Annotated in this window: 22 protein-coding genes; 14 read left to right on the top strand and 8 right to left on the bottom strand. The window is 67.7% G+C overall.

The features are described from left to right. The first annotated feature begins 33 nt into the window (after nt 1-33). From AC07R7_RS19280 to AC07R7_RS19270, 3 genes are all read left to right on the top strand, one after another. Nucleotides 34-780: a MauE/DoxX family redox-associated membrane protein gene (locus AC07R7_RS19280; protein WP_494636313.1), complete on the top strand. Its 747-nt coding sequence runs from the start codon at nt 34-36 to the stop codon at nt 778-780. 69 nt (nt 781-849) lie between these two features. Next, nucleotides 850-2,517, top strand: a complete 1,668-nt coding sequence (locus tag AC07R7_RS19275) for a sensor histidine kinase (protein ID WP_494636312.1) — start codon at nt 850-852, stop codon at nt 2,515-2,517. 337 nt (nt 2,518-2,854) lie between these two features. Continuing rightward, nucleotides 2,855-3,112, top strand: a complete 258-nt coding sequence (locus AC07R7_RS19270; protein ID WP_099577473.1) for a GlsB/YeaQ/YmgE family stress response membrane protein — start codon at nt 2,855-2,857, stop codon at nt 3,110-3,112. Between the two features lie 41 nt (nt 3,113-3,153). Here the strand turns inward: AC07R7_RS19270 and gmk are convergent, their stop codons facing one another. The 7 genes from gmk to fabD form a co-directional block, all read right to left on the bottom strand. Next, on the bottom strand, nt 3,154-3,795 hold the full coding sequence (gene gmk / locus AC07R7_RS19265) for a guanylate kinase (RefSeq protein WP_494636311.1): 642 nt from the start codon (nt 3,793-3,795) through the stop codon (nt 3,154-3,156). Continuing rightward, nucleotides 3,788-4,669 carry a YicC/YloC family endoribonuclease gene (locus tag AC07R7_RS19260; RefSeq protein WP_494636310.1) on the bottom strand — a complete coding sequence of 294 codons (882 nt, stop codon included), beginning with the start codon at nt 4,667-4,669 and terminating at the stop codon, nt 3,788-3,790. The genes gmk and AC07R7_RS19260 overlap by 8 nt, the downstream gene beginning before the upstream one ends. Before the next feature lie 2 nt (nt 4,670-4,671). Then, nucleotides 4,672-5,799 carry an endolytic transglycosylase MltG gene (mltG, locus tag AC07R7_RS19255; protein WP_494636309.1) on the bottom strand — a complete coding sequence of 376 codons (1,128 nt, stop codon included), beginning with the start codon at nt 5,797-5,799 and terminating at the stop codon, nt 4,672-4,674. Then, complete coding sequence (fabF, locus tag AC07R7_RS19250; RefSeq protein ID WP_492884929.1) at nt 5,796-7,076, bottom strand: beta-ketoacyl-ACP synthase II; 1,281 nt, start codon at nt 7,074-7,076, stop codon at nt 5,796-5,798. The genes mltG and fabF overlap by 4 nt, the downstream gene beginning before the upstream one ends. Before the next feature lie 182 nt (nt 7,077-7,258). Then, on the bottom strand, nt 7,259-7,495 hold the full coding sequence (locus AC07R7_RS19245; RefSeq protein WP_004615098.1) for an acyl carrier protein: 237 nt from the start codon (nt 7,493-7,495) through the stop codon (nt 7,259-7,261). A gap of 137 nt (nt 7,496-7,632) precedes the next feature. Further along, on the bottom strand, nt 7,633-8,373 hold the full coding sequence (fabG, locus tag AC07R7_RS19240) for a 3-oxoacyl-[acyl-carrier-protein] reductase (RefSeq protein ID WP_492838095.1): 741 nt from the start codon (nt 8,371-8,373) through the stop codon (nt 7,633-7,635). 137 nt (nt 8,374-8,510) lie between these two features. Further along, nucleotides 8,511-9,455, bottom strand: a complete 945-nt coding sequence (gene fabD, locus AC07R7_RS19235) for an ACP S-malonyltransferase (RefSeq protein WP_494636308.1) — start codon at nt 9,453-9,455, stop codon at nt 8,511-8,513. 164 nt (nt 9,456-9,619) lie between these two features. On the opposite strand from fabD, the gene AC07R7_RS19230 reads away from it, so the two are divergent. The 3 genes from AC07R7_RS19230 (at nt 9,620) to AC07R7_RS19220 (ending at nt 12,264) form a co-directional block, all read left to right on the top strand. Next, a complete protein-coding gene (locus AC07R7_RS19230) occupies nt 9,620-10,153 on the top strand; it encodes a peroxiredoxin (RefSeq protein WP_494636307.1) in 534 nt (177 codons plus the stop codon). A gap of 85 nt (nt 10,154-10,238) precedes the next feature. Further along, nucleotides 10,239-11,366 (top strand): helix-turn-helix domain-containing protein, encoded by a 1,128-nt coding sequence (locus AC07R7_RS19225; protein WP_494636306.1) that lies wholly within the window; start codon nt 10,239-10,241, stop codon nt 11,364-11,366. 73 nt (nt 11,367-11,439) lie between these two features. Next, nucleotides 11,440-12,264 carry a sterol desaturase family protein gene (locus AC07R7_RS19220; RefSeq protein WP_494636305.1) on the top strand — a complete coding sequence of 275 codons (825 nt, stop codon included), beginning with the start codon at nt 11,440-11,442 and terminating at the stop codon, nt 12,262-12,264. Here the strand turns inward: AC07R7_RS19220 and AC07R7_RS19215 are convergent. Continuing rightward, nucleotides 12,239-12,898 (bottom strand): hypothetical protein, encoded by a 660-nt coding sequence (locus AC07R7_RS19215; RefSeq protein WP_494636304.1) that lies wholly within the window; start codon nt 12,896-12,898, stop codon nt 12,239-12,241. The genes AC07R7_RS19220 and AC07R7_RS19215 overlap by 26 nt on opposite strands. Before the next feature lie 270 nt (nt 12,899-13,168). Between AC07R7_RS19215 and rpsF the strand changes: the two genes are divergently transcribed. The 8 genes from rpsF (at nt 13,169) to AC07R7_RS19175 (ending at nt 22,971) form a co-directional block, all read left to right on the top strand. Continuing rightward, nucleotides 13,169-13,549: a 30S ribosomal protein S6 gene (gene rpsF, locus AC07R7_RS19210; RefSeq protein ID WP_099577449.1), complete on the top strand. Its 381-nt coding sequence runs from the start codon at nt 13,169-13,171 to the stop codon at nt 13,547-13,549. 14 nt (nt 13,550-13,563) lie between these two features. Further along, nucleotides 13,564-13,842, top strand: a complete 279-nt coding sequence (gene rpsR, locus AC07R7_RS19205; RefSeq protein ID WP_004615089.1) for a 30S ribosomal protein S18 — start codon at nt 13,564-13,566, stop codon at nt 13,840-13,842. Nucleotides 13,843-13,855: 13 nt separating this feature from the next. Then, a complete protein-coding gene (gene rplI / locus AC07R7_RS19200) occupies nt 13,856-14,440 on the top strand; it encodes a 50S ribosomal protein L9 (RefSeq protein WP_492838101.1) in 585 nt (194 codons plus the stop codon). A 196-nt stretch (nt 14,441-14,636) separates the two neighbouring features. After that, the gene (locus AC07R7_RS19195) at nt 14,637-17,078 is read left to right on the top strand and encodes a TonB-dependent receptor plug domain-containing protein (protein ID WP_494636303.1); all 2,442 of its coding nucleotides are present in this window, start codon (nt 14,637-14,639) and stop codon (nt 17,076-17,078) included. Nucleotides 17,079-17,279: 201 nt separating this feature from the next. Further along, complete coding sequence (locus tag AC07R7_RS19190) at nt 17,280-18,797, top strand: replicative DNA helicase (protein ID WP_492884912.1); 1,518 nt, start codon at nt 17,280-17,282, stop codon at nt 18,795-18,797. 118 nt (nt 18,798-18,915) lie between these two features. After that, nucleotides 18,916-19,617 (top strand): MarC family protein, encoded by a 702-nt coding sequence (locus AC07R7_RS19185; protein ID WP_494636302.1) that lies wholly within the window; start codon nt 18,916-18,918, stop codon nt 19,615-19,617. 39 nt (nt 19,618-19,656) lie between these two features. Further along, on the top strand, nt 19,657-20,754 hold the full coding sequence (alr, locus tag AC07R7_RS19180) for an alanine racemase (RefSeq protein WP_494636301.1): 1,098 nt from the start codon (nt 19,657-19,659) through the stop codon (nt 20,752-20,754). Nucleotides 20,755-20,793: 39 nt separating this feature from the next. After that, nucleotides 20,794-22,971: a DUF6311 domain-containing protein gene (locus AC07R7_RS19175; RefSeq protein ID WP_494636300.1), complete on the top strand. Its 2,178-nt coding sequence runs from the start codon at nt 20,794-20,796 to the stop codon at nt 22,969-22,971. Nucleotides 22,972-22,976: the final 5 nt, after the last annotated feature.

The following is a 22,976-nucleotide window of genomic DNA, read 5'->3' as shown; positions in this document are numbered from 1 at the left end:
GCGGACCCAGTCGCGCGCCAAGGAGTTCAAGCGATGAGTCCCGTGAAAACCGCCGTGTTGTATCGCATGGTCATGCCAGGGCACGTCTGCCCCTATGGCCTGAAGGCGATGCACCTGCTGAAGGCCAAAGGCTATGTCGTCGAGGATCATTGGCTGAAGACTCGCGCCGAGACCGACGCCTTCAAGGCCGAGCACGACGTCAAGACCACGCCCCAGGCCTTCATCGACGGACAGCGGATCGGCGGCTACGACGATCTGCGCCGGCATTTCGGCGCGAGGGTCCGCGATCCCAAGGCCCTGACCTACACCCCGGTGATCGCCGTCTTCGCCGTCGCCGCCCTGATCGCCCTGGCGGCCAGCCAGGCGGCCTTCCATACGCCCCTGACGGCACGGGCCGCCGAGTGGTTCGTGGCCTTCTCCATGAGCCTGCTGGCCATGCTCAAGCTGCGCGACGTCGAAACCTTCTCGACCATGTTCCTGAACTACGACCTGCTGGCCCGCCGCTGGGTTCCATACGGCTATGTCTATCCTTTCGCCGAGCTGACGGCCGGGGTGTTGATGGCGGCCGGCGTGCTGACGGGATTTGCCGCGCCCTTGGGCCTGTTCATCGGCGGCGTGGGCGCGGTTTCGGTGTTCAAGGCGGTCTATATCGACAAGCGCGAGCTGAAATGCGCCTGCGTTGGCGGAGACACCAACGTGCCGCTGGGCTTCGTGTCCCTGACCGAAAATTTGCTGATGGTGGCGATGGCCCTCTGGATGCTGACCCGTCACCACGGCTAATCTGCCCCGAAGTCTATTGACGGTGGGGCCGGCGCTCTCGAGCCTTGGCCAGGGCGAAGTGGGGCGAATGTGACTATCAAAAGCGCGGTGAAGGCGCCATCGACGGTTGCGCGGCGCTTGCTCTTCATGGCGCTGACCCTCGCGGCCCCCGCCATCCTGCTGATGGGCGCGCTGGCGGCCCAGCAGTATGCGGAGGGTCAGCGCCGCTTTTCCACCCAGTTGATCGCCATGACCCGGGCCCTCTCCCTGGCCACCGATCGCCAGATCGGCCAGGGACAGAGCATTCTGCAAGGCCTGGCCGTCTCGCCCGCCCTGGCCCAAGGCGACCTCGCCACCTTCGAAAAGCAGGCTCGCGAGGCCGTGGAGGGGCGCGAAGGCTGGATCGTGCTGATGACCCACGACGCCCAGTTGATCAACACGCGGATAGCCCCGGGCCGGCCGACGCCCTACGCCCCCGTCTCGCCCACGTCCTGGCGCGAGATGACCACGGGCAAGTCGAACGTCAGCAACCTGATCCCGCGCCGGGGGGCCGGTCCGATCATCGGCGTGAACATGCCCGTCCTGGTCAACGGCAAGCTGCTGGTGCTGGCCTACATGCAGCAACCGGCGGCCTTCCACGCCCTGATGACCGCCCAGACGTTTCCCGAGACCTGGACCGCCAGCATCGTCGACCGCAACGCGGCCCTGGTGGCGCGCTCGCGTGATCAGGAAAGTATGGTGGGCAAACACGCCAGCCTGGACATGCGGCAGGCCATGGCGCGGGCGAACGACGGCGTCGTGCGGACCCACACCCTCGACGGCGTCCAGACCCTGTCGGCCTTCAGCCGCTCGCCGACCTATGGGTGGACCTTCATCGTCGGGGTGCCGCGCGAGGAGCTGAACAGGACGGTGCTGACCTCGCTAGGCCCCGCCATCGCCGGCGCCGCCCTGCTGATCGCCCTGGGCGTGGCGGCGGCGCTCGCCTTTGCCCGCCCCATCTCGCGCGACGTCCGGGGCCTGGTGGCCGAGGCCGAGGCCCTGGCCTCCGGCCGGCCGCTGGATCCGGCCCCCTCGCACCTGCAGGAGATCGCCGAGGTGCGCGGCTCGCTGCGGGCCGCCGCCGCCATCCTGCGGGCGCGTGACGACGACGCCCGCCGCGCCGCCGAGCGCCAGCAGCTGATGATCAACGAGCTGAACCACCGGGTGAAGAACACCCTGGTGGTGGTCCAGTCCCTCGCCCGCCACAGCCTCCGTGAAGGCGACCAGAACGGCCTCGCCCAGTTCAACGATCGCGTCTACGCCCTGGCCTCCGCCCACGACCTGCTCACCCGCCGCAACTGGGAAGGCGCGGACCTGGGCGAGTTGCTGGCCGAGGCGCTGAAACCCTATGCCAGCCAGGTGAGACTGGACGGGCCGCCCCTGCCCCTGGCGCCGAACGCCGCCCTCGCCCTGGCGATGATCTTCCACGAGTTGGCCACGAACGCCTCGAAATACGGCGCGCTGTCGATCGAGACCGGCCAAGTCGCCATATCCTGGAGTCTGGGCGGCCATACCCTGTTGACCGTCGAGTGGCGCGAACGCGGCGGCCCGCTGGTCAGGCCGCCCGAACGCGGCGGGTTCGGCTCGCGCCTGATCGCCGCCAGCCTCAAGGGCGACCTGGCCGGCTCGGCGACCTTCGACTACGCCCCCGAGGGCCTGACCTGCGTGATGAGCATCATCGCGCCCCCCCAGGCCTCTTTGGCGAAAGGCGCCGCCTGAGCGGGCGAAGCCAAGACCGATCGTCGCAGCGCCCCCTTGTCGCCTTGGCTTGGCCACAGCGCGTCTGCAATAGCTCTCTCAATCATCTTTGTTTGACGCGCGATGGCCGCCGAACCCGGCGTCCACTTTCGGCTATCGCGCTCCCGAGGAAGTAGCGATGGACCTGACATTCCTGATCGGAGCCGTTCTGGGCTCGGGGCTCTTCATCGCGTTCGGCCGACCGCCGGCCGAAAAACTGATCGCCCTCGTGCAGGCGCGCATACGCGGGAACTAACGTGACCGTCCGGGACTTGATTGGGCAAGGCCGCACAGGGCGGCCGCTCACGGAGTCCCTACGATGTCCATTCTCGCCTGGCTCCTTCTGGGCCTGATCGCTGGCTTCATCGCCAGCAAGCTCGTCAACCGTTCCGGCAGCGGCGTGCTGCTCGATATCGTGCTCGGCATCGTCGGCGCGTTCGTCGGCGGCTGGCTGTTCAATCAGTTCGGCAATGGCGGCGTGTCGGGTTTCAACCTGTACAGCCTCGCCGTCGCCACGATCGGCGCCGTCGTCATCCTGGCGCTGTACCACCTGATCTTCGGCCGTCGCGCACTTTAGGGCGAACGGCCTCGGCGGCGGGTGAAAGCCCGCCGCCGAGCTTAGATCTCTTCCTTGAGAAGATCGCCCACCAGGTCGCCGATCCACGGGTTGCGGGCCCGCTTCAGACGTTCGGCGTGATAGATGTGGGCCAGGTCCGAATAGGCCCGATCGAAATCCTCGTTGAGAATGACATAGTCGAAGCGTTCCCAGTCGGCGACCTCGTCCTTGGCGCGCGACAGACGGCGATGGATGACTTCCTCGCTGTCCTGGCTGCGCGCGTGCAGGCGGCGGCTCATCTCGGCCAGCGACGGCGGCAGGATATAGACCAGCACGCTGTCTTCCCCGGCCTGGGCATGGACCTTCATGGCGCCCTGGAAATCGATGTCGAACAGGGCGCTTTCGCCCCGCTCCAGGGCCTGCATGATCGGCGGCTTGGGGCTGCCGTAGAAGTTTCCGTAGACCTCGGCCCACTCCAGGAACGCGTCCTGGTCGATCATGGCCTGGAACGCTTCACGGGTGACGAAGTGATAGTCGCGGCCATCGTGCTCGCCCGGCCGCGGCTCGCGCGTGGTGTAGCTGATCGACAGGTGCAGGTCGTTGTGGTCGGCCACCAGGCGGCGGGTCAGCGAGGTCTTGCCGACGCCCGAGGGCGCGACGACCATCAACAGCAGGCCGCGGGTATTGTGGTGGGGCTTATTCAACGTTCTGGACCTGCTCGCGGAACTGTTCGATCACGGCCTTCAGCTCCAGACCGATCGCGGTCAGAGCGGTCAGGGCCGATTTCGAGCAGAGGGTGTTGGATTCTCGCATGAATTCCTGGGAGAGGAAGTCGAGCCTGCGGCCCGACGCGCCCTCGCCCGACAACAGACCGCGCGCGGCGACGATGTGGCTGGCCAGGCGGTCGAGCTCCTCGCGCACGTCGGCCTTCACGGCCTGGACGGCGGCTTCCTGGACGATGCGCTCTTCGGAAGCGGCCTCGCCGATCAGATCTGCCATGCGGCGGGCGAAGCGATCCTTCAGAATGGCGGGCTGACCGGCTGCCTCGTGTTCAGCCTGGCGGGTCAGATCCTCGATTCTGTCGATCAGGCCGTTCAGCACCGGATCGAGGGCCGCGCCTTCCTCCAGGCGGGCGATTTTCAGGCCATCAAGGGCCTGGCCGATCGAGGCGGCCATGCCGGCCTCGACGGCGGCGCGGGTCTCGGCGTCGTCCTCGTCCTCGCGGGCCTCGATGACGCCCTTCAGGGCCAGCAGGCCGTCCAGGGCGGGCTTGGCGACCATGCCGGTGGCCACATAGGGCCCACCGGCGGTCAGATAGCGCTCCAAGACCGCGATATTGACCTGGGTCTCGCCCGAGGTCTCGGCGCGCTTGGCCTGGACGTTGAGCGTCAGCTGGCCACGCTGGAAGCGGCCTTGGGAGCCTTCACGCGCGGCGCGCTCCAGGCTCTCGAAGCCGGGCGGACCGCGAAAGCGGGTCTCGAGATTGCGGCCGTTGACGCTGCGGGCCTCGACCGCCCAGGTCCAGGCGCCGTGGGCGCCTTCGACCCGGGCGAAGCCCGTCATCCCCGAAATCGACATGCCTAGCCCCCCGCCAGCGGCTTGGCGGCCGGCGGGGCCGCAACCACGGGCGCGCCGGCGCCGGCGCGGTTGCGTTCGATCTGGCGCCACTTGGCGACGTTGGCGTTGTGCTGCTCCAGCGTCGAGGCGAACACGTGGCCGCCCGTGCCGTCGGCGACGAAATAGAGGTCGTTGGTCCTGGCCGGGTTCAGCGCCGCCTCCAGGGCCGCGCGGCCTGGGTTGGCGATCGGCGTCGGCGGCAGGCCTTCGATCTTGTAGGTGTTGTAGGGCGTGAACGCATCCAGCTCGGACCGGCGCAGGCCGCGGCCCAGCGGACGGCCGCGCGAGATGCCGTAGATCACGGTCGGGTCGGTATCCAGGCGCATGCCGGTGCGCAGCCGGTTGATGAACACCGCGGCCACCTGCGGCCGCTCCCCCTTCACGCCCGTTTCCTTCTCGACGATCGAGGCCATGATCACGGCCTCGTCCTTCGACTGGTAGGGTAGGCCAGACTGGCGGTTGGCCCACAGCTGGTTCAGCAGCTTGTCACGGTCGTCCATCATCCGCTTGAGCACGGCGGCGCGGTCCTCGCCACGCTGGACCTCGTAGGTCTCGGGCAGGATCGCGCCCTCGGGCGGGGTCGCGGCGCTGCCTTCCAGGATGTCCGACTTGGCCAGGATGTCCATGACCATGTCCGAGGTCAGGCCTTCGGGAATGGTGATCCAGTGACGGACGATACGGCCGTGGCGGACGGCGTCCAGCACCTGGGCCATCGAGGCGCGGCTGGCGAACGCGTATTCGCCGGCCTTCAGCGTCCGGGCCGCGCCCGTGACCTTGGCGGCGGTCATGAAGATCGACGAGGAGCGGATCACCCCGCCCCGCTCCAGGCTGGAGGCGATCTCCGGCAGGCTGGCGCCCTTGCGCAGGACGACGGTGGTCTTGTCGCCGGCCTTGGCGGCGGGACCGGGGCCGTTATAGATCCAGGCCGCGCCGAGCAAGGCGACCATGCCGATCACGACCAAGGTCGCGACGGCGCCGAAGACGGCGCGGATCAGCCGCCGCCCCACGGATGCGGTTTCGCGACGGTTCGTCCGGGGGGACGAACGCTTCGGGGCGCGAGGGGCCCGAGGGGCTGACGGCTTCTTGCTCACGAGACCTTCTTGAACACCACGGTGGCGTTGGTGCCGCCGAAGCCGAAGCTGTTGGACACCGCCACGTCGATCTTCATCGGCACGGCCTTGTTCGGCGCCAGGTTCATGGCGACGTGAACGTCGGGATTGTCGAGGTTGATCGTCGGCGGGGCGATCTGGTCGCGGATCGCCAGGATCGAGAAGATCCCCTCGATCGCGCCGGCCGCGCCCAGCAAGTGGCCCGTCATCGACTTGGTCGAGGACATGACGACATTCTTAGCGTGATCGCCCAGGAAGCGCTCGACGGCGCCGGCTTCCAGGCCGTCGGCCATGGTCGAGGTGCCGTGGGCGTTGATGTAGTCGATGTCCGAGGGCTTGAGGCCCGCGTCCTTGATCGCCGACGCCAGCGCCCGGCCGCCGCCTTCGCCGTCTTCCGACGGCGCGGTGATGTGATGGGCGTCGCCCGACAGGCCATAGCCGACCACTTCGGCGTAGATCTTCGCCCCGCGCGCCTTGGCGTGCTCGTATTCTTCCAGCACGAGGGCGCCGGCGCCCTCGCCCATCACGAAGCCGTCGCGGTCCTTGTCATACGGACGCGAGGCCTTTTCGGGGGTGTCGTTCCAGTCGGTGGAGACGGCGCGGCAGGCTATGAAGCCGGCGATGCCGACCTTGCAGATCGCCGCTTCGGCGCCGCCGGCCACCATCACGTCGGCGTCGCCGTACTTGATCAGGCGCATGGCGTCGCCGATGGCGTGGGCGCCGGTGGCGCAGGCCGTCACGACCGCGTGGTTGGGGCCCTTGAAGCCGTACTTGATCGAGACCTGGCCCGAGATCAGGTTGATCAGGGCCGAGGAGATGAAGAACGGGCTGACCCGGCGGGGCCCCTTGGCTTCCAGCTCGAGCGCGGTGTCGGCGATCGTCGACAGGCCGCCGATCCCCGAACCGAGGATGACGCCCGTGCGCCACCGGTCCTCGTCGGTCTCCGGAACCCAGCCCGAATCCTTGACGGCCTCGTCGGCCGCGGCGATGCCGTACAGGATGAAATCGTCCACGCGCTTCTGGTCGCGCGGGCTCATGGTCAGGTCGGGGTTGAACGAGCCCTCGACATCCGGACCGCCGCCGCCGCGTCCATCGACGCGCGGAACCTCGCAGGCGACCTTGCAGGCATAGTCGGTCGGATCGAAGGCCGTGATGCGGTTGGCGCCGGACTTGCCGGCGAGGATGTTCTTCCAGGTAACGTCAACGCCGTGGCCCAGAGGGGTCAGCAGGCCGATACCCGTGACGACAACTCTACGCATGGATCACTCCCAAACCTTCGATGCGGGACGCGGGATGTGGGGAACTTCCCCTGTCCACGCCAGCCGCGAATCCCTGGCCTAAAGTATTTTGAGCCTCAAACGAAAACCGCCGCGCGCACGATGGCAAGAGCCCGTGCGACGCGGCGGAAATGGTCAGGTTCGACTAGCGAACTCGACGCCTTTTAGGCGGTCTTTTCCGTGATGAACTTCACGGCGTCGCCAACGGTCTGGATGTGCTCGGCGGCGTCGTCCGGGATTTCGATGTCGAACTCTTCTTCGAACGCCATCACCAGCTCAACGTTGTCGAGGCTGTCGGCGCCCAGGTCATCGATGAAGGAAGCCTTCTCGGTGACCTTCTCGGGATCGGCATCCAGGTGTTCGATGACGATCTTACGCACGCGCTCGAGAATGTCGGACATTCTGTTCAGTCCCTCATTATGAAATTTCGGCCCTCGGACATTGAGGCTGCGCCTCGCGATCCGCGGGAAGTGTCGGGCTCCGCCTATCATGTTCCTTTTCGGCTTGCTAGCGGCAGACCGAAGGAGCGACAGCGGTTTTAGATCATGGCCATGCCGCCGTTGACGTGCAAGGTCTGACCGGTGACGTAGCCGGCCTGGTCGCTGGCGAGATAAACGCAAGCCGCCGCGATGTCGCTCCCCTCGCCAAGCTTGCCGGCGGGAATGGTCGCCAGGATGCCGGCCTTCTGCTGCTCGTTCAGCGAGTCGGTCATCGGGCTGGCGATGAAACCGGGGGCCACGCAGTTGACGGTCACGCCGCGGCTGGCCAGTTCCTGGGCCAAGGCCTTGGAAAAGCCGATCATGCCGGCCTTGGAGGCCGCGTAGTTGGTCTGGCCGGCGTTGCCGGTCACGCCGACCACCGAGGTGATGCCGATGATGCGACCAGCGCGGCGCTTCATCATGCCCTTGGCGGCGGCGCGTGAAAGACGGAAATAGCCTTCCAGATTGACCTTGATGACGGTTTCCCAGTCCTCGTCCTTCATGCGGACAAGCAGGCCGTCACGGGTCACGCCGGCGTTGGCGATCAGGATGTCCAGCGGCGCGCCGGCGGCTTCCTCGGCCTTGGCGACCAGACCGTCGACGGCGGCGGAGTCGGAGAGATTCGCCGCCACGAACGACACGCGCTCGCCGAACTGGGCGGCCAGCTCCGACAGAGCCGATTCGCGGGTGCCCGAGAGCACGACATGCGCGCCCTGCTCATGCAGGGCCTTGGCGATGGCGCCGCCGATGCCGCCGGTGGCCCCGGTGACGAGAGCGGTCTTGCCGGTCAGATCGAACATTTGAAGTTCTCCGTGTCGGAGGGAAGTGGGTGAAATCCTCGTCCTTCGACAAGCTCAGGATGAGGATTTCAAACAAGCCGCCGATGCAATCGTCCTCATCCTGAGCCTGTCGAAGGACGAGGACGACGCAATGCGGTTCAGAGCGAGGCCGCGAAGGCTTCGAGATCGGCGGGCGTGTTGAGCGGGGTCGCCTCGGAGTCCGGAGCGATCCGCTTGGCCATGCCCGACAGCACCTTGCCGGCGCCGGCCTCGGCGAAGCGCGTGATACCGCCCTCGGTCGCCAGCCAGGTCATGCTCTCGCGCCAGCGGACGCGGCCGGTGACCTGCTCGACCAGCAGCTTGCGGATGACGTCCGGGTCGTGGACCGGGGCGGCGGTGATGTTGGCGACCAGCGGCGCGCGCGGGGCGATGATGGTGGTCTTTGCGAGAGCCTCGGCCATCTCGTCGGCCGCCGGCTGCATCAGCGGGCAGTGGAACGGCGCCGAGACGTTCAGCGGAATGGCCCGCGCGCCCAGCTCCTTGGCCTTCTCGATGGCCTTGTCGACGGCGGCTTTGGAACCGGAGATCACGACATTGCCGTTGTTATTGTCGTTGGCGACGACGCAGACGCCAACTTCCGCGCCCGCCGCGGCGGCGGCTTCGGCCAGAGCCAGGTCGGTCTTCGGACCGATCAGCGAGGCCATCGCGCCCTCGCCCACCGGCACGGCGCGCTGCATGGCCTGGCCGCGCAATTTCAGCAGGCGGGCGGTGTCGGCCAGGGTGATGGCGCCGGCGGCGGCCAGGGCCGAGTACTCACCCAGCGAGTGGCCGGCCACGAAGGCGGCGCGATCGATCCCGACGCCGAACTCCTTTTCCAGCGTGCGGGTGACCGCGAGGCTGACGGCCATCAGGGCCGGCTGGGCGTTCTCGGTCAGGGTCAGGTCGCCTTCGGGACCGTCCTTCATCAGCGCGAACAACTTCTGGCCCAGGGCGTCGTCGACCTCCTGGAAGACCTCGCGGGCGCTGGCGAAGGCCTCGGCGAGATCGACGCCCATGCCGACCGACTGGCTGCCCTGGCCGGGGAAAATGAAGGCGATGCTCATGGTGGCCCGCTCCGTCTTTGCAGATTCAAGGGCCGGAGGGTTAGGCGAAAGGCCCCATCGGGGCAAGTGCGGCGGGCGGGCGCCCAGTGCTTGCAATTAAGAGGCGGCCACATCCAAAGTGCGCCCGCCAGCGTAGCTGGGCCATCCTTCCTCGGAGTCGCGCCATGAAACTCATCCTCGCCGGCGTCGCCGCGTTCGCCCTCGCCGCCGCTTCGCCCGCCCTCGCCGCCCTCAAGGTCGGCGACAAGGCCCCCGACTTCACCGCCAAGGCCGCCCTGGCCGGCAAGGACTTCGACTTCACGCTGGCCAAGGCCCTGAAGAAGGGCCCCGTGGTGCTGTACTTCTTCCCGGCGGCCTACACCTCGGGCTGCACCGCCGAGGCTCACGAGTTCGCCGAGGCCACGCCGGAATTCGAAAAGCTGGGCGCCACGGTGATCGGCGTCACGGCCGGCAATGTCGACCGTATCAAGGACTTCTCCAAGGAGCACTGCCGCGACAAGTTCGCGGTGGCCGCCGCCGACAAGGCGCTGATCAAGAGCTACGACGTGGCGCTGATGGTGAAGCCGGACTGGTCGAACCGCACGTCCTATGTGATCGCCCCGGACGGCAAGATCCTGATGTCGTACACCGACGGCAACTTCGCCGGCCACGTCACCCAGACCATGGACGCCGTGAAGGCCTACAAGGCCAAGAAGTAGCAGGGCCAGGAAATAACCAGCCTTTTCGGGTTCCGGCCAGCCGCGCGGGTTGAGGCTCGCGCGGTCTGGGGGAGATGATCGGTCGATGATCGACCTCGCCCATATCGACCTTTCCGGCCTCGAGTTGGGGCTGCGCGGCGTCGCCATCGGCGCCTTCGCCGCCACCGGCGTATCCCTGGCCGCCAGCCGCAAGATGACGCCGACGCGCTGGGTCGGCGTGCTGCTGATGGCCTGCGCCATAGCCCACGGCTTCGAGAGCCATTTCTACTACACGACACGCCTGCACTTCAGCCTGCTGACATGGTTCCTGAGTTCGATGGCCGCCGGGGTGCTCTGGCTGTTCTGCTCGGTGCTGTTCGAGGACGAGCCGAAAATCCCGGCCTGGCGCTTAGCCGTGCCCGCGGCGGTCATAGCGCTCTGGATCCCAGGCGCTTTTCTGCCTCCCTCGCACGCCCGCGCGATCGCCTGGTGGATCTTCGCGGCCGCCTCGCTGGCGATCAACGCGCACATCCTGCTGATGACCTGGCGCGGCTGGCGGATCGACCTCGTGGAGCGCCGCCGACATCTGCGCGCGCCGATCGCGGCGGCGGCGACCGGTTACATGCTTGTCCAGACCCTGTGCGACTTCGGCTTGGGCAAGGGACCCGTGCTGCCCAGCCTCATCCAGGCCATCGCCCTGGCCGCCCTGGGCGTCGGCTCGGCCCTGGCCCTGCTGCGCGCCGAGCCGGTGCTGGTCCAGGCCCGGCCCGCGGCCGGCGAGCCGCCCGTGGTCAAGCCCGTCGAGACCCTCGACCTCACCCCCGCCGACCGCCTGGTCCTGGCCCGCCTGGACAAGGCGATGAACGAGAACGAAGTCTGGCGCGGCGAGGACCTGTCGATCGGCGCTCTGGCGGCCCTGGTCGGCGCGCCCGAGCACCGCCTGCGCAAGCTGATCAACGGCACGCTGGGCCACCGAAACTTCGCCGACTACGTCAACGGCCGGCGGATCGAGGCGGCCAAGGTCGCCCTGGCCGATCCGGAGCAGGCGCTGAAGTCGGTGTCGACCATCGCCTACGACCTGGGCTTCGCGTCGCTGGGTCCGTTCAACCGCGCCTTCCGCGCCGCCACCGGCGTCACCCCGACCGCCTGGCGCCAGGACGTCACGCCCGCCCACCCGCGACCGCGGCTGGTCGAAACCGGCGAAGGTCGGTCGAAAAGCGACAAACAGGCCTGATTTCGAGTTCGGCGCGACGGCGCGAGGTTCGGAAGCTTCCTTGGCGAGGTCTTTCGCTCTGGAGCCCGGATAAATGCTCGACACTTTCCTCCCCTTCGCCAGCAATTGGCTGGCCAGCGTGTGGGGCGACGTCACCCGCTACGTGATCTTCTCGGTCGGCGTCTGGCTGGTGCTCTGGGTCGCTCTGGCCGCGCCCCTCGCCAGCCGCAAGATCCGTGAGAACCGCCCGCCTCCGCGCCAGTTGCTGATCGAGTTCGCCGTCTCGATCCGCTCGATCATGATCTTTTCGACCGTGGGCCTGCTGACCTTCGGCCTGTTCCGCGCCGGTTGGCTGCCGGGACCCGATATCGCCAAGCGCTGGGGTCCGGCCTGGTTCTGGACCAGTCTCGTTCTGATGATCGTCGCCCACGACGCCTGGTTCTACTGGACCCACCGGTTGATCCACGACCGCCGCCTGTTCCGGCGCTTCCACCGCCGGCACCATCGCTCGAACAACCCCTCGCCGTTCACCGCCTACAGCTTCGACCTGGGCGAAGCCTTCATCAACGGCGTGTTCGTGCCGCTATGGATGATCCTTGTCCCGACCCAATGGCCGGTGATCGGTCTGTTCATGCTGCACCAGATCGTCCGCAACACGATCGGCCACTCGGGCTACGAGCTGTTCCCCGCCCGCAAGGACGGCCGGCCGCTGTTTCCGTTCCTGACGACCGTGACCCACCACGACCTGCACCACGCCCAGGCGGGGTGGAACTACGGCCTCTACTTCACCTTCTGGGACAAGGTCATGGGCACCGAGCACCCGGAATATCTGAAGCGCTTCGCGGCCGTCACCGCCAAAAAGCCGAAGAACGACGGGGATCGCGAGCTGGAGGCTACCAGCCGACCTTCACCAGCTTGATCATGGCGCGGGCGTCCTGCAGCCGCCAGCTTTCGCGCTGATTGCTGACGCCCCGCACGCTGACGGTGAACTCGGCGGGGATGTCGAACGGCCGGGTCAGGCTGAGGTCGACGCCCTCGTCGCCCGTGGAGCCGCCGCCAAACGCGATCGAGCCGACCGGCTTGCCGTCCAGGGTCAGGGACGAGCGGATATTGGCGCGGGCCACGGGGATCTTGCCGGGCACGGCGATGGCCTGGCTGGCGTCCATGTCCATCGAGACGCGGACATAGTTGGCGCGCGGCAGGAGGCCGAAGCCGAACGCCTTGGACATCGACGAGCGCAGCTTGGCCTCGTTCTCGTTCCACGAGGCGCCCAACGCCACCGACCGCTGGCCAACGCGCTGGTCGTCGGGCTTCTGGGTCAGGTTGAGGTCGAAATCATAGGTCGGGTTCTCGATCATGCCCGAGGACCTGACCGTCAGGGCGACCTTCTCGGTGTCGGTGGACAGATCCAGCGGCAGGGCCGCCGAATAGCCGGCGAACCGGCCTTCGCGCGCCGCGACCGACGTGACGGGCTTCTGAATGATCTCGGCGTGCGCCGTCCCGGCGGCCAAGGCCGCTGCGAATGCCACTAAGAGACGATCACCGATCCCCATGTTCGCCTGCTAGCATAGTTGGGCGCCCGGATGGAACCCGGCCAATGTCAATTATCAGACACTGCCCCGCATCGCCTGGTTCGGCGGCAAACCTCGACGCGGCTTGCCTTCCCGCCCCATCTTCTGTAATAGCGCGCGTTCTCACGGAAGAGCGGTCTTGCACGCACCCATCCGGGACCGGGGATTTCCCCGCTCGGTGTGCAGGAACCATCGTGGTCGACGGACTTCCGCCGACGACCGCGCCGCCTTCCCCAACGGAAGAAGGAAAACATGGCGTTCTACGAACACGTGGTCATCGCGCGGCAGGATATCTCGCCGCAACAGGCCGAAGCTCTGAACGAGCAACTGAAGACCCTCATCGAAGAGAATGGCGGCCACATCGCCAAGATCGAGTACTGGGGCCTTCGCAACCTCACCTACCGCATCAAGAAGAACCGCAAGGGCCACTACTCCCTGCTCGCGATCGACGCCCCGGCGCCGGCCGTGAAGGAAATGGAGCGTCAGCTGCTCATCAACGAAGATGTGCTGCGCTTCATGACCATCCGCGTGGAAGAGCTGGATCTGGAACTGTCGCCGGTTCTCGCCCGTCGTGACCGTGGCGATCGCCCGGAACGTCCGCGCGAAGACTTCGCGCCCCAGGCTCAAGCGTAAGGGAGAGATAGATCATGACCGATACGACCGCTCCCGAAGCCGGCGCTCCGGCCGCCGCCGCTGGCGGCGCTCGCCGCCCGTTCTTCCGTCGCCGCAAGGTTTGCCCGTTCTCGGGCGCCAACGCGCCGAAGATCGACTACAAGGACGTGAAGCTGCTGCAGCGTTACGTTTCCGAACGCGGCAAGATCGTCCCGTCGCGCATCACCGCGGTGTCGGCCAAGAAGCAACGCGAGCTGGCCAAGGCCATCAAGCGCGCCCGCTTCCTGGCTCTGCTCCCCTACGTCGTGAAGTAAGGGAGACACCACGATGAAAGTCATTCTGCTCGAACGCGTTGAAGGCACTGGCGTCCTCGGCGACGTGGTCACCGTGAAGGACGGCTTCGCCCGTAACTTCCTGCTGCCGCGCCACAAGGCTCTGCGCGCCACCAAGGCCAACGAAGCGACCTTCGAAGCGCAACGCGCCGAGATCGAAGCCCGCAACGTCCGCAACCGCGAAGCCGCCGGCAAGAACGGTGAATCGCTGGACGGCACGCAATACGTCCTGATCCGTCAGGCTGGCGAAAGCGGCCAGCTGTACGGTTCGGTCGCGGGCCGCGACGTCGCCGACGCCATCAAGGCCGAAGGCGGCAAGGTCGACCGCTCGATGATCGTGCTGGACAAGCCGATCAAGACGCTGGGCGTCCACGAAGTGAAGGTGAAGCTGCACGCTGAAGTGACCGTCACGGTCACCCTCAACATCGCGCGCAGCCAGGACGAAGCCGATCGCCAAGCGCGCGGCGAAAACGTGATCAACTCGCAATTCGAGGAAGATCGCGCGGCCGAAGCCGAAGCCGCCCAAGATATGGCGGAAGGCGGCGCCGGCTCGTTCGAAGGCGACCACTACGAAGCCTAGTCCCTTCCGGGATCGGAGCTTTTTATCGAGAAACGGCGCGGAGCGATCCGCGCCGTTTTTTTCTGCGCCGCAGCACAGAAATGTTCAGCTTGTGTGCAGAACGCTGAAATCCCATGTTCGGTTTGGGGGCGATCAAGACCCCCGCTTCGGGGCATGAGGACACGCGCCTCATCCCCAGCCAAGACAGGGGATATTCATGCGTTACAGAAGCTTACTGCTGACGGCCGCGTCGCTGACGGCCTTCGCCGCCACCGCCCATGCCCAAACCGCCGCGCCAGCGACCGACAACACCAATGTCGACGAGATCGTCGTCACCGGCACTCGCACCGTCGGCCGCTCGCGCCTGGACACCCTGGCGCCGGTCGACGTCGTCACCGCCAAGACCCTGCAGCAGCGCGGCAGCACCGAGCTGGCCACGGCCCTGGCCGCCACGGTCCCGTCGATCACCTTCCCGCGCCCGTCGAACACCGACGGCACGGACTCGGTCCGCCCGGCCGTGCTGCGCGGCCAAGGTCCCGACCAGACCCTGGTGCTGGTCAACGGCACGCGCCGCCACGCCACGGCGCTGGTGAACCTGAACGGTTCGGTCGGCCGCGGCTCGGCCGCCGTCGACCTCAACGCCATCCCTTCGGTCGCCCTGGACCGCATCGAAGTCCTGCGCGACGGCGCCGCGGCCCAGTACGGCTCTGACGCCATCGCCGGCGTCATCAACCTGCGCCTGCGCGAAGCCGACCACGGCGGCGGCGTCACGGTCACGGCCGGCAAGTACATCACCAGCTTCGACGGCCTGCAGACCGGCGCCAAGCAGAAGCGTCGCGACGGCGCGACCAAGACCGTGGCCGGCTGGCAAGGCTTGAAGCTCGGTTCGGACGGCTTCCTGACGCTGTCGGCCGAGTATGTGGACCGCGACTTCACCAATCGCAGCGACATCGACACTCGCGTCACGCCGCGGCGCGTCACCTCGCGCTTCGGCGATCCCGAGGTCGAACAGGTCAGCTTCTACGCCAACGCCGGCAAGCCGATCGGCGACAACTGGCAGCTCTACGGCTGGTACGGCTATCAGCAGCGCGACAGCGAGGCCTCGGCCACCTACCGCCTGCCGACCGACGCCCAGCAGACCATCACCAGCGTCTATCCCAACGGCTATCTGCCGCTGATCACCACCAACACCGAGGACGTCACCGCGGCCATCGGCCTGCGCGGTGACCTGGCCGGCTGGAAGATCGACACCAACCTGGTCTACGGCAAGAACGACCTCGATTTCGGGGTGAAGAACACCCTCAACCCGTCGTATGGCCCGACCTCGCCGACCAACTTCCAGGCCGGCGGCCTGACCTATGACCAACTGGTCTTCGGCATCGACGCCAGCCAGGAATTCGATGTCGGCCTCGCCGGCCCGCTGAACGTCGCCTTCGGCGTGGAAGCCCGTCGCGAGACCTACAAGATCAACGCCGGCGAAGTGGCGTCCTATGCCCGCGGCACGGTCTCGCCGACCCTGGCCTTCGGTTCGCGCGGCTTCACCGGCTTCACGCCCAGCAACGTCATCGACGTCGATCGCGACGCCGTCGGCGCCTATCTGGACCTGGAAGGCAAGCTGACCGAGAAGCTGACCGCCTCGGCGGCCGTCCGTCGTGAGCACTATTCGGACTTCGGCAACAACACGAGCTGGAAGCTGTCGGGCCGCTACGACTTCACCGACGCCTTCGCCCTCCGCGGCGCGGTCTCGACCGGCTTCCGCGCCCCGAGCCTGCAGCAGCAGTACTTCACCTCGACCTCGATCCTCTACATCAACCAGCTGGTCGGCGGCGTGACCACGGCCGTGCCATTCGAGACCGGCACCTATCCGTCGGTCAGCACGGTCGGCCAGGCCCTGGGCGGCAAGCCGCTGGAGCCGGAGAAGTCCAAGAACTTCTCGCTGGGCGCGGTCTACCACAAGGGTCCGTTCGAACTGACGATCGACGCCTACCAGATCAATGTCGACAACCGCATCGTCCTGTCGGAAACCCTGACGGGCAGCGCCACCGCCGCGGCGGGCACCAACGCCCGGGTGATCTTCGACCTGCTGTCGCGATACGGCGCGTCGGCCGGCCGCATCTTCACCAACGGCGTCGACACCAAGACCAAGGGCGTCGACATCGTGGCCCGCTACCGGATCCTCGACGACCAAGCCGGCACGTTCGACCTGACGGCGGCGGCCAACGTCAACGACTTCAAGGTCAACCGCACGCCGTCCACCACGGTGCTGCCGACCCCGACCACGCTGTTCGGCCGTCAGGCCACGCTGCGCTTCGAGGAAGGCACGCCGCGCAACAAGGTTTCGCTGCAAGGCGACTGGAGCAAGGGCCCCTGGGGCGCGACCCTGCGCACCACCCTCTATGGCAATGTCCTGTCGCCGGGCACCGCCGCCGACGGCAGCGGCGACTGGCACACGGGCTCGCAGGGCATCGTCGACCTGGAGGCCCGCCGTCGATTCGGCGAGCACACCACGGTGTCGCTGGGCGCGGACAACCTGTTCGACCAGTATCCCGACCAGGTGCCGCCGAACCTCAACACCAGCGGCGGCAACCCGTTCTCCAGCTTCTCGCCGTTCGGCTTCAACGGTCGCTTCCTCTACGGGCGTCTGGCGATCAACTGGTAGGCCGAAAACCGCGCAAACGTTTGGGCCCGGAGAGCGATCTCCGGGCCCTTTCTTATGCAAAGGTGCAAGCGCACAGGCCTTGGATAGACGTCCGTTTCTGACGTAAGGCGGTCAGAACATACACAGAATATCCCCATTCATCTGGAGCCGCGCGGCCATCCGACCCGAGCGTCCGAAGCCCCGTGGCGTTAATATCCGTCGATGTCTCTCGTACCCGCGCTCGACCTTGTTCTCCCCGGTCTTCCCGAGCCCACGATCAACGTGGCGCCGCACAACATGGAAGCCGAGCAAGCGCTGCTGGGCATCCTGCTCTACGACAACGCCGCCTACGAACGGTTGAGCGACAACCTGCAGGCCCGCTGCTTCTACGAACCCTTCCACCAGCGCCTATTCCAGTCGATCGAGACCCACGTCCGCAAGGGCCAGCTGGCCGAGCCGATCCTGCTGGCCGACGAGTTCAAGAAGGACCCCGCGTTCGAGGAGCTGGGCGGCCTGCGCTACCTGGCCGACCTCGTCGACCGCGCCCCGCCGGCGGCCAATGTCGGCGACTACGCCCGGGTGATCTTCGACCTGTCGCTGCGTCGCGAACTGATCCGCATCGGCGGCGACATCGCCACGGCCGCGCAAGGCGGCAACGAGGAAAAGCGCACCGCCCGCGACCAGATCGAGTCGGCCGAACAGAGCCTCTACAGCCTGGCCGAAAGCGGCGCGGCCTCATCGGGCTTCGTCAGCTTCGGCGACGCCCTGCGCGGCGCGGTCGAGATGACGGCCGAGGCCTACAGCCGCGAAGGCGGCATGTCGGGCGTCGCGACCGACCTGATCGATCTCGACCAGAAGATCGGCGGTCTGCACCCCTCCGACCTTGTGGTCCTGGCCGGTCGGCCGTCGATGGGCAAGACGGCGCTGGCGACCAACATCGCCTTCAACATCGCCAAAAAATACGCCTACGAGATCCAGCCCGACGGCACCAAGAAGACCGTCCAGGGCGGCGTCGTGGCCTTCTACTCGCTGGAAATGAGCGCCGAACAGCTGGCCCTGCGTATGCTGGCCGACGCTTCGGGCGTGTCGGGCGACCGCCTCCGCAAGGGCGAGATCGACGCCAGCGAGTTCGGCCGGGTCCGCGACGCGGCCATGGAGCTGCAGGAAGCGCCGCTCTACATCGACGCCACCGGCGGTATCTCGATCGCCAAGCTGACCGCCCGGGCCCGCCGCCTGAAGCGCCAGGTCGGCCTTGACCTGGTCGTGGTCGACTATCTTCAGCTGGTCACCGGCTCGGACCTCGGCGCCAACGCCAACCGGGTGCAGGAGGTCTCGCAGATCACCATGGGCCTGAAGGCCCTGGCCAAGGAACTGGCCTGCCCGGTCATCGCCCTCTCACAGCTGTCGCGTCAGGTGGAAGCACGCGACGACAAGCGGCCCCAGCTCTCCGACCTTCGGGAATCGGGCTCGATCGAACAGGACGCCGACATGGTCTGGTTCGTGTATCGCGAGGCCTACTATGTCGGCCGCGCCGAGCCGCGCGAGGGCACGCCCGAGCACCTGACCTGGCAGGAAGAGATGGACCGCCTGCACGGCCTGGCCGAGGTCATCATCGCCAAACAGCGTCACGGCCCCATCGGCACCGTGCGCCTGTCGTTCAACAGCGACACCACCCGCTTCGGCAACCTGGCCAAGGACCACTACTTCGCCCAGGCGCGGAACATTCCGTCGGACGAATAATCTTTATCGCCGATCTCCCCGGGAAGGCCGGGAAGATCGGAATAGGGGGATGGGCATTTGACCTCGCCCCCATGACCGGGCGAGTTTGCCCGCCTCGCCCCCTGTTCCGACGAGTCACATGGACTTCAGCCCCCTGCCCACCTCCAGCCTGGTCGGCGCCTTCCTGCTGGCGTTTCCGGCGCTGTTCTCGATCGTCAATCCGGTCGGGGCCTCGCTGATCTTCGACCAGGCGATGGCGGGCCGGGATCGGTCCGAGCGGTTGCGGCTGGCACGGCTGATCGGACTGTACGCCTTCCTGGTGCTTCTGGGGTCGCTGCTGCTGGGCGGCTATATTCTCAACTTCTTCGGCGTCAGCCTGGGGGCCCTGCGGGTGGCCGGCGGGCTCGTCGTGGCGATCCGCGCCTGGGGCCTGCTGATGGACCCGCAGGAGCACGAGGACCGCAAGACCAGCCAGACCGAGTCGGCCCAGCGCCACGAGGCCAAAGGGCAGGACGATGTCGCGTTCTTCCCGCTGACCATGCCGTTCACCACCGGCCCGGGCTCGATCTCGGTGGCCATCGCCCTGTCGTCCCAGCGCCCGACCGAAGGCAGCGGCGTGGCGCCCTTCTTCATCGGCGCCAGTCTGGCCGCGGCCCTGGTGGCGATCCTGGTCTGGCTGCTCTACAGCGCCTCGGGCCGGGTCATGCGGCTGCTGGGCCCCGGCGGCGCGCGGGTGCTGTCGCGGCTGGTGGCGTTCCTGCTGCTGTGCATCGGCGTGCAGATCATCGCCTCGGGCGCGGAGAACCTGGTGGCGCGGTTCCTGGCCACCCATCACGGTTAAGGCGTTGAACCGCCTGCCCGCGTCCGGTACGTCGGCCTCGTGACCGACTTCACCGACACCCGCATCACCATCGACCTCGACGCCCTGGCCGCGAACCACGCGGCCCTGCGCGCCCGCGCGGGCGGGGCCGAGGTGGCGCCAGCGGTCAAGGCCGACGCCTATGGCCTGGGCGCGGCCCAGGTCGCCGACCGCCTGTGGGCCGAGGGCGCGCGGAGCTTCTATGTCGCCCGCCTGTCCGAGGGCGTGGCCCTGCGCCAGGCGCTGGGCGACCGCGAGGCGATCATCCACGTGCTGGACGGCGTCACGCCCGGCTCCGGCGACACGTTGGAGGGCGCCCGGCTCACGCCCGTGCTCAACAGCCTGCCCCAGGTCGAGGCCTGGAACGCCCAGGCCCGTGCGGGTCGGCTGAAGGCGGCCCTGCACGTCGACACCGGCATGAACCGCCTGGGCCTGCGCCCCGAGGAGCTGAAGGTGCTGGTCAGCGCCTTTGATCGCCTCAAGCGGCTCGACATCGAGCTGGTCGTCAGCCACCTGGCCTGCGCCGACGAGCCGGCCCATCCGCTGAACGCGATCCAGCTGGAACGCTTCCAGGAGGCCGTCGCCCTGCTGCCGAACGCCCGACGCAGCCTGGCCGCCTCGGCGGGCCTGTTCCTGGGCGAGGCCTGGCGCTTCGACCAGGCCCGTCCAGGGATCAGCCTTTATGGCGGCGGGCCCGAGGGCCGGCCGCATCCGGAGATCCGCGCCGTCGCGACGGTAGAGGCGCCGATCCTGCAAGTCCGGGTCGTGCCGCGCGGCGAGAGCATCGGCTACGGCGCCGGCTGGACGGCGACCGAGACCACCCGTGTCGCCATCGTCGCGGCCGGCTACGCGGACGGGATTCCACGCGCCGCCTACCCGCGCGGCGCGGTCTGGTTCGACGGCGCGCGCCGGCCGATGCTGGGCCGCGTCTCCATGGATCTGATCGCGGTCGACATCACCGACTGCGACGCCGCCCGCCCCGGCGCGATGGTCGAGCTGTTCGGTCCGAACCTGCCGATCGACGACGCGGCCGAGGCCGCCGGCACTTCGGCCTACGAGCGGTTGACGCGATTGACGCTCCGCGCGACGCGCCGCTATGTGGGGCTGCGGGGCGGGTGAGGCTCAGCCTGTAATAGAGTTACGCTCGGGGGCGCGTCGATGTCGGACCTGTACGAAGAAGCCAAGCGCGCCTTGCTGACCGCCGCGCGCCAGGAGGCGGGCTGGCGCTGGGTCGCCCTGGCCGTCGTGGTCGCCGCCGTCGGCCTATTCCAACACCTGATCGGCTTCAAGCTGGTCGGCGCCCACGCCGACTTCTGGCGCGCGCCGCACAACGACATGGCCACCATGCTGGCCGGCCAGGAGGCGGTGTTCCGCCAGGCCTGGCGCTTCCCGCTGGTCGTCACCGACCGCCTGCTGTCCCCGGCCCTGCTGTCGGTCGTCTATACCGACAGCATCCCCTGGATGACGGTCGTGCTGAAGGCCACCGGCCTGTGGCATTGGCTGAACGGCCTGGGCCTGTTCTTCCTGATTTCCTACGCCCTGCAGCCGGTGGCGATGATCACCCTGCTGCGCACCCTGGACGTGCGCCAGGTCGTGCTGCTGGCGATGGGCGGTCTGCTGGCCCTGCTCACGCCCGCCTTCCTGATGCGCCACGGCCACGTGGCCCTGAGCGGCCACTGGGTGGTGATCTTCGCCCTGGCCGCCGCGGCCGACAGCATCCGTCACGGCCTGACCCTGCGCCGCGCCGGCGTCTTCGCCGGTCTGGCGGCGCTGGCCATGGGCGTGCACGCCTATCACCTGCCGCCGATCGGCTTCTGCTTCGCCGCCGCCATGGCTTCGGAGATCGCCCAGAAGCGCCCGCGAGCCTGGGCGAACTGCGCCAAGGCCGCGGGCCTGGTGCTACTCTGCATGGCCCTCACCGCCTTCGTGCTGGGCTATGGCGTCGGCCAGGGCGCCGGCGGCGGCAAGAGCCCGATCATCGGCTACTACTCGATGAACATCCTGGGTCCGATCCTGCCCCAGGGCTCGGCGTTGTTCGGCCAGACCTTCGAGGGCGGCTGGTTCAAGCAGACCCTGGACCCCAACGGCGGCCAGTGGTTCGAGGGCTATAACTACCTGGGCGCGGGCGTGCTGTTCACGATCGCCGCCGGCGTCTTCCTGTCGGTGCGCCACGGCTGGCTGCCGACGCCCGCCCGCGTGTGGAGCCGCCGCTGGCTGCCGCTGACCGTGGCCATGGTCGTCCTGACCCTCTGGGCCATCGGTCCCAACCCGTACCTCGCCCAGCGCCTGCTGTTCACCGGTCCGAAGCTGTCGGGCGTGTTCGAGTGGCTGAGCCTGTTCCGCGCCCACGGCCGCCTGTTCTGGGCCGCCGGTTATCTGCTGACCGCCGTCTCGATCGCGCAGATCGGCCGCTACGCACGCCCCATCACCCTGCTGGCTATCGCCGTCATCGCCGTCGGCCTGCAATGGGGCGACAGTCACGAGATGCGGGCCGGCGTGCGCCACACCTTCAGCGAAGGCGCGCCGTCCTATCATCCGGTCAATCTCGAGAAGTCGACGGTGCTGCACAACCGGCCCTGGGTGTTCGCGCCGACCTATTTCTGCGCCAACAACGTCATCGACCAGATGGAGATCTCGCAGCTGACCCTGGCGGCGGTGCGCACCGGCGGTACGTCGAACAGCGCCTCGACGGCCCGCGACCAGGGCATCGCGTGCCAGACGCCGGAAGACCTGTTCAAGGTCGCCGCGCCGAGCGATCCGCGCATCACCGTGGTCATGGAGGAAAGCGCCGGCGCCGAATACGGCCGCTTCACCCAGCGCACCGACTGCCGCCGCTTCCTGCGCGGCCTGATCTGCGGCCAGGGGCTGGACAAGGTTCCGGGCCTGACCGAGATCGCGCCCTATGTCCCGAACGGCAGCCGCGTGCTGGCCCAGGTCAATTTCGACCAGGGTGTCAGCCCGCCAGAGCTGATCTCGGGCTGGTCGGCCGCCGATCCCAAGGGGATCTGGTCCAATGGCCCGCATTCGGTGATGACGATCAACGTCCCCGGCGTCGCGCCCGGAGCGCCGCTGATCGTCGAACTGCACGCCATGAGCTTCAACAAGCCGCCCGAGGTGATGCAGAAGATCGAGGTGTCGGTGAAGGGCCGCAAGCTGGTCACCTGGAACGTCGAGAAGGCCAACTGGCGCCCGTATCGCGTCAGCATCCCGGCCGATCTCGTCACGCCGGGCCAGCCGCTGACGCTGGAGTACACGATCGGCGCCCCCAATCCCCCGACGCCGGAAGACCCGCGCAGCATCGGCCTGGGCGTCGAGAAGGTGATCATCAGCCAGTAGGCGTC

It is taken from the genome of Caulobacter sp. GW821-FHT05F04 (assembly GCF_059419665.1).
Note: the sequence above shows the minus strand (reverse complement) of the source record. Positions and strands in the feature narration are given on the sequence as shown.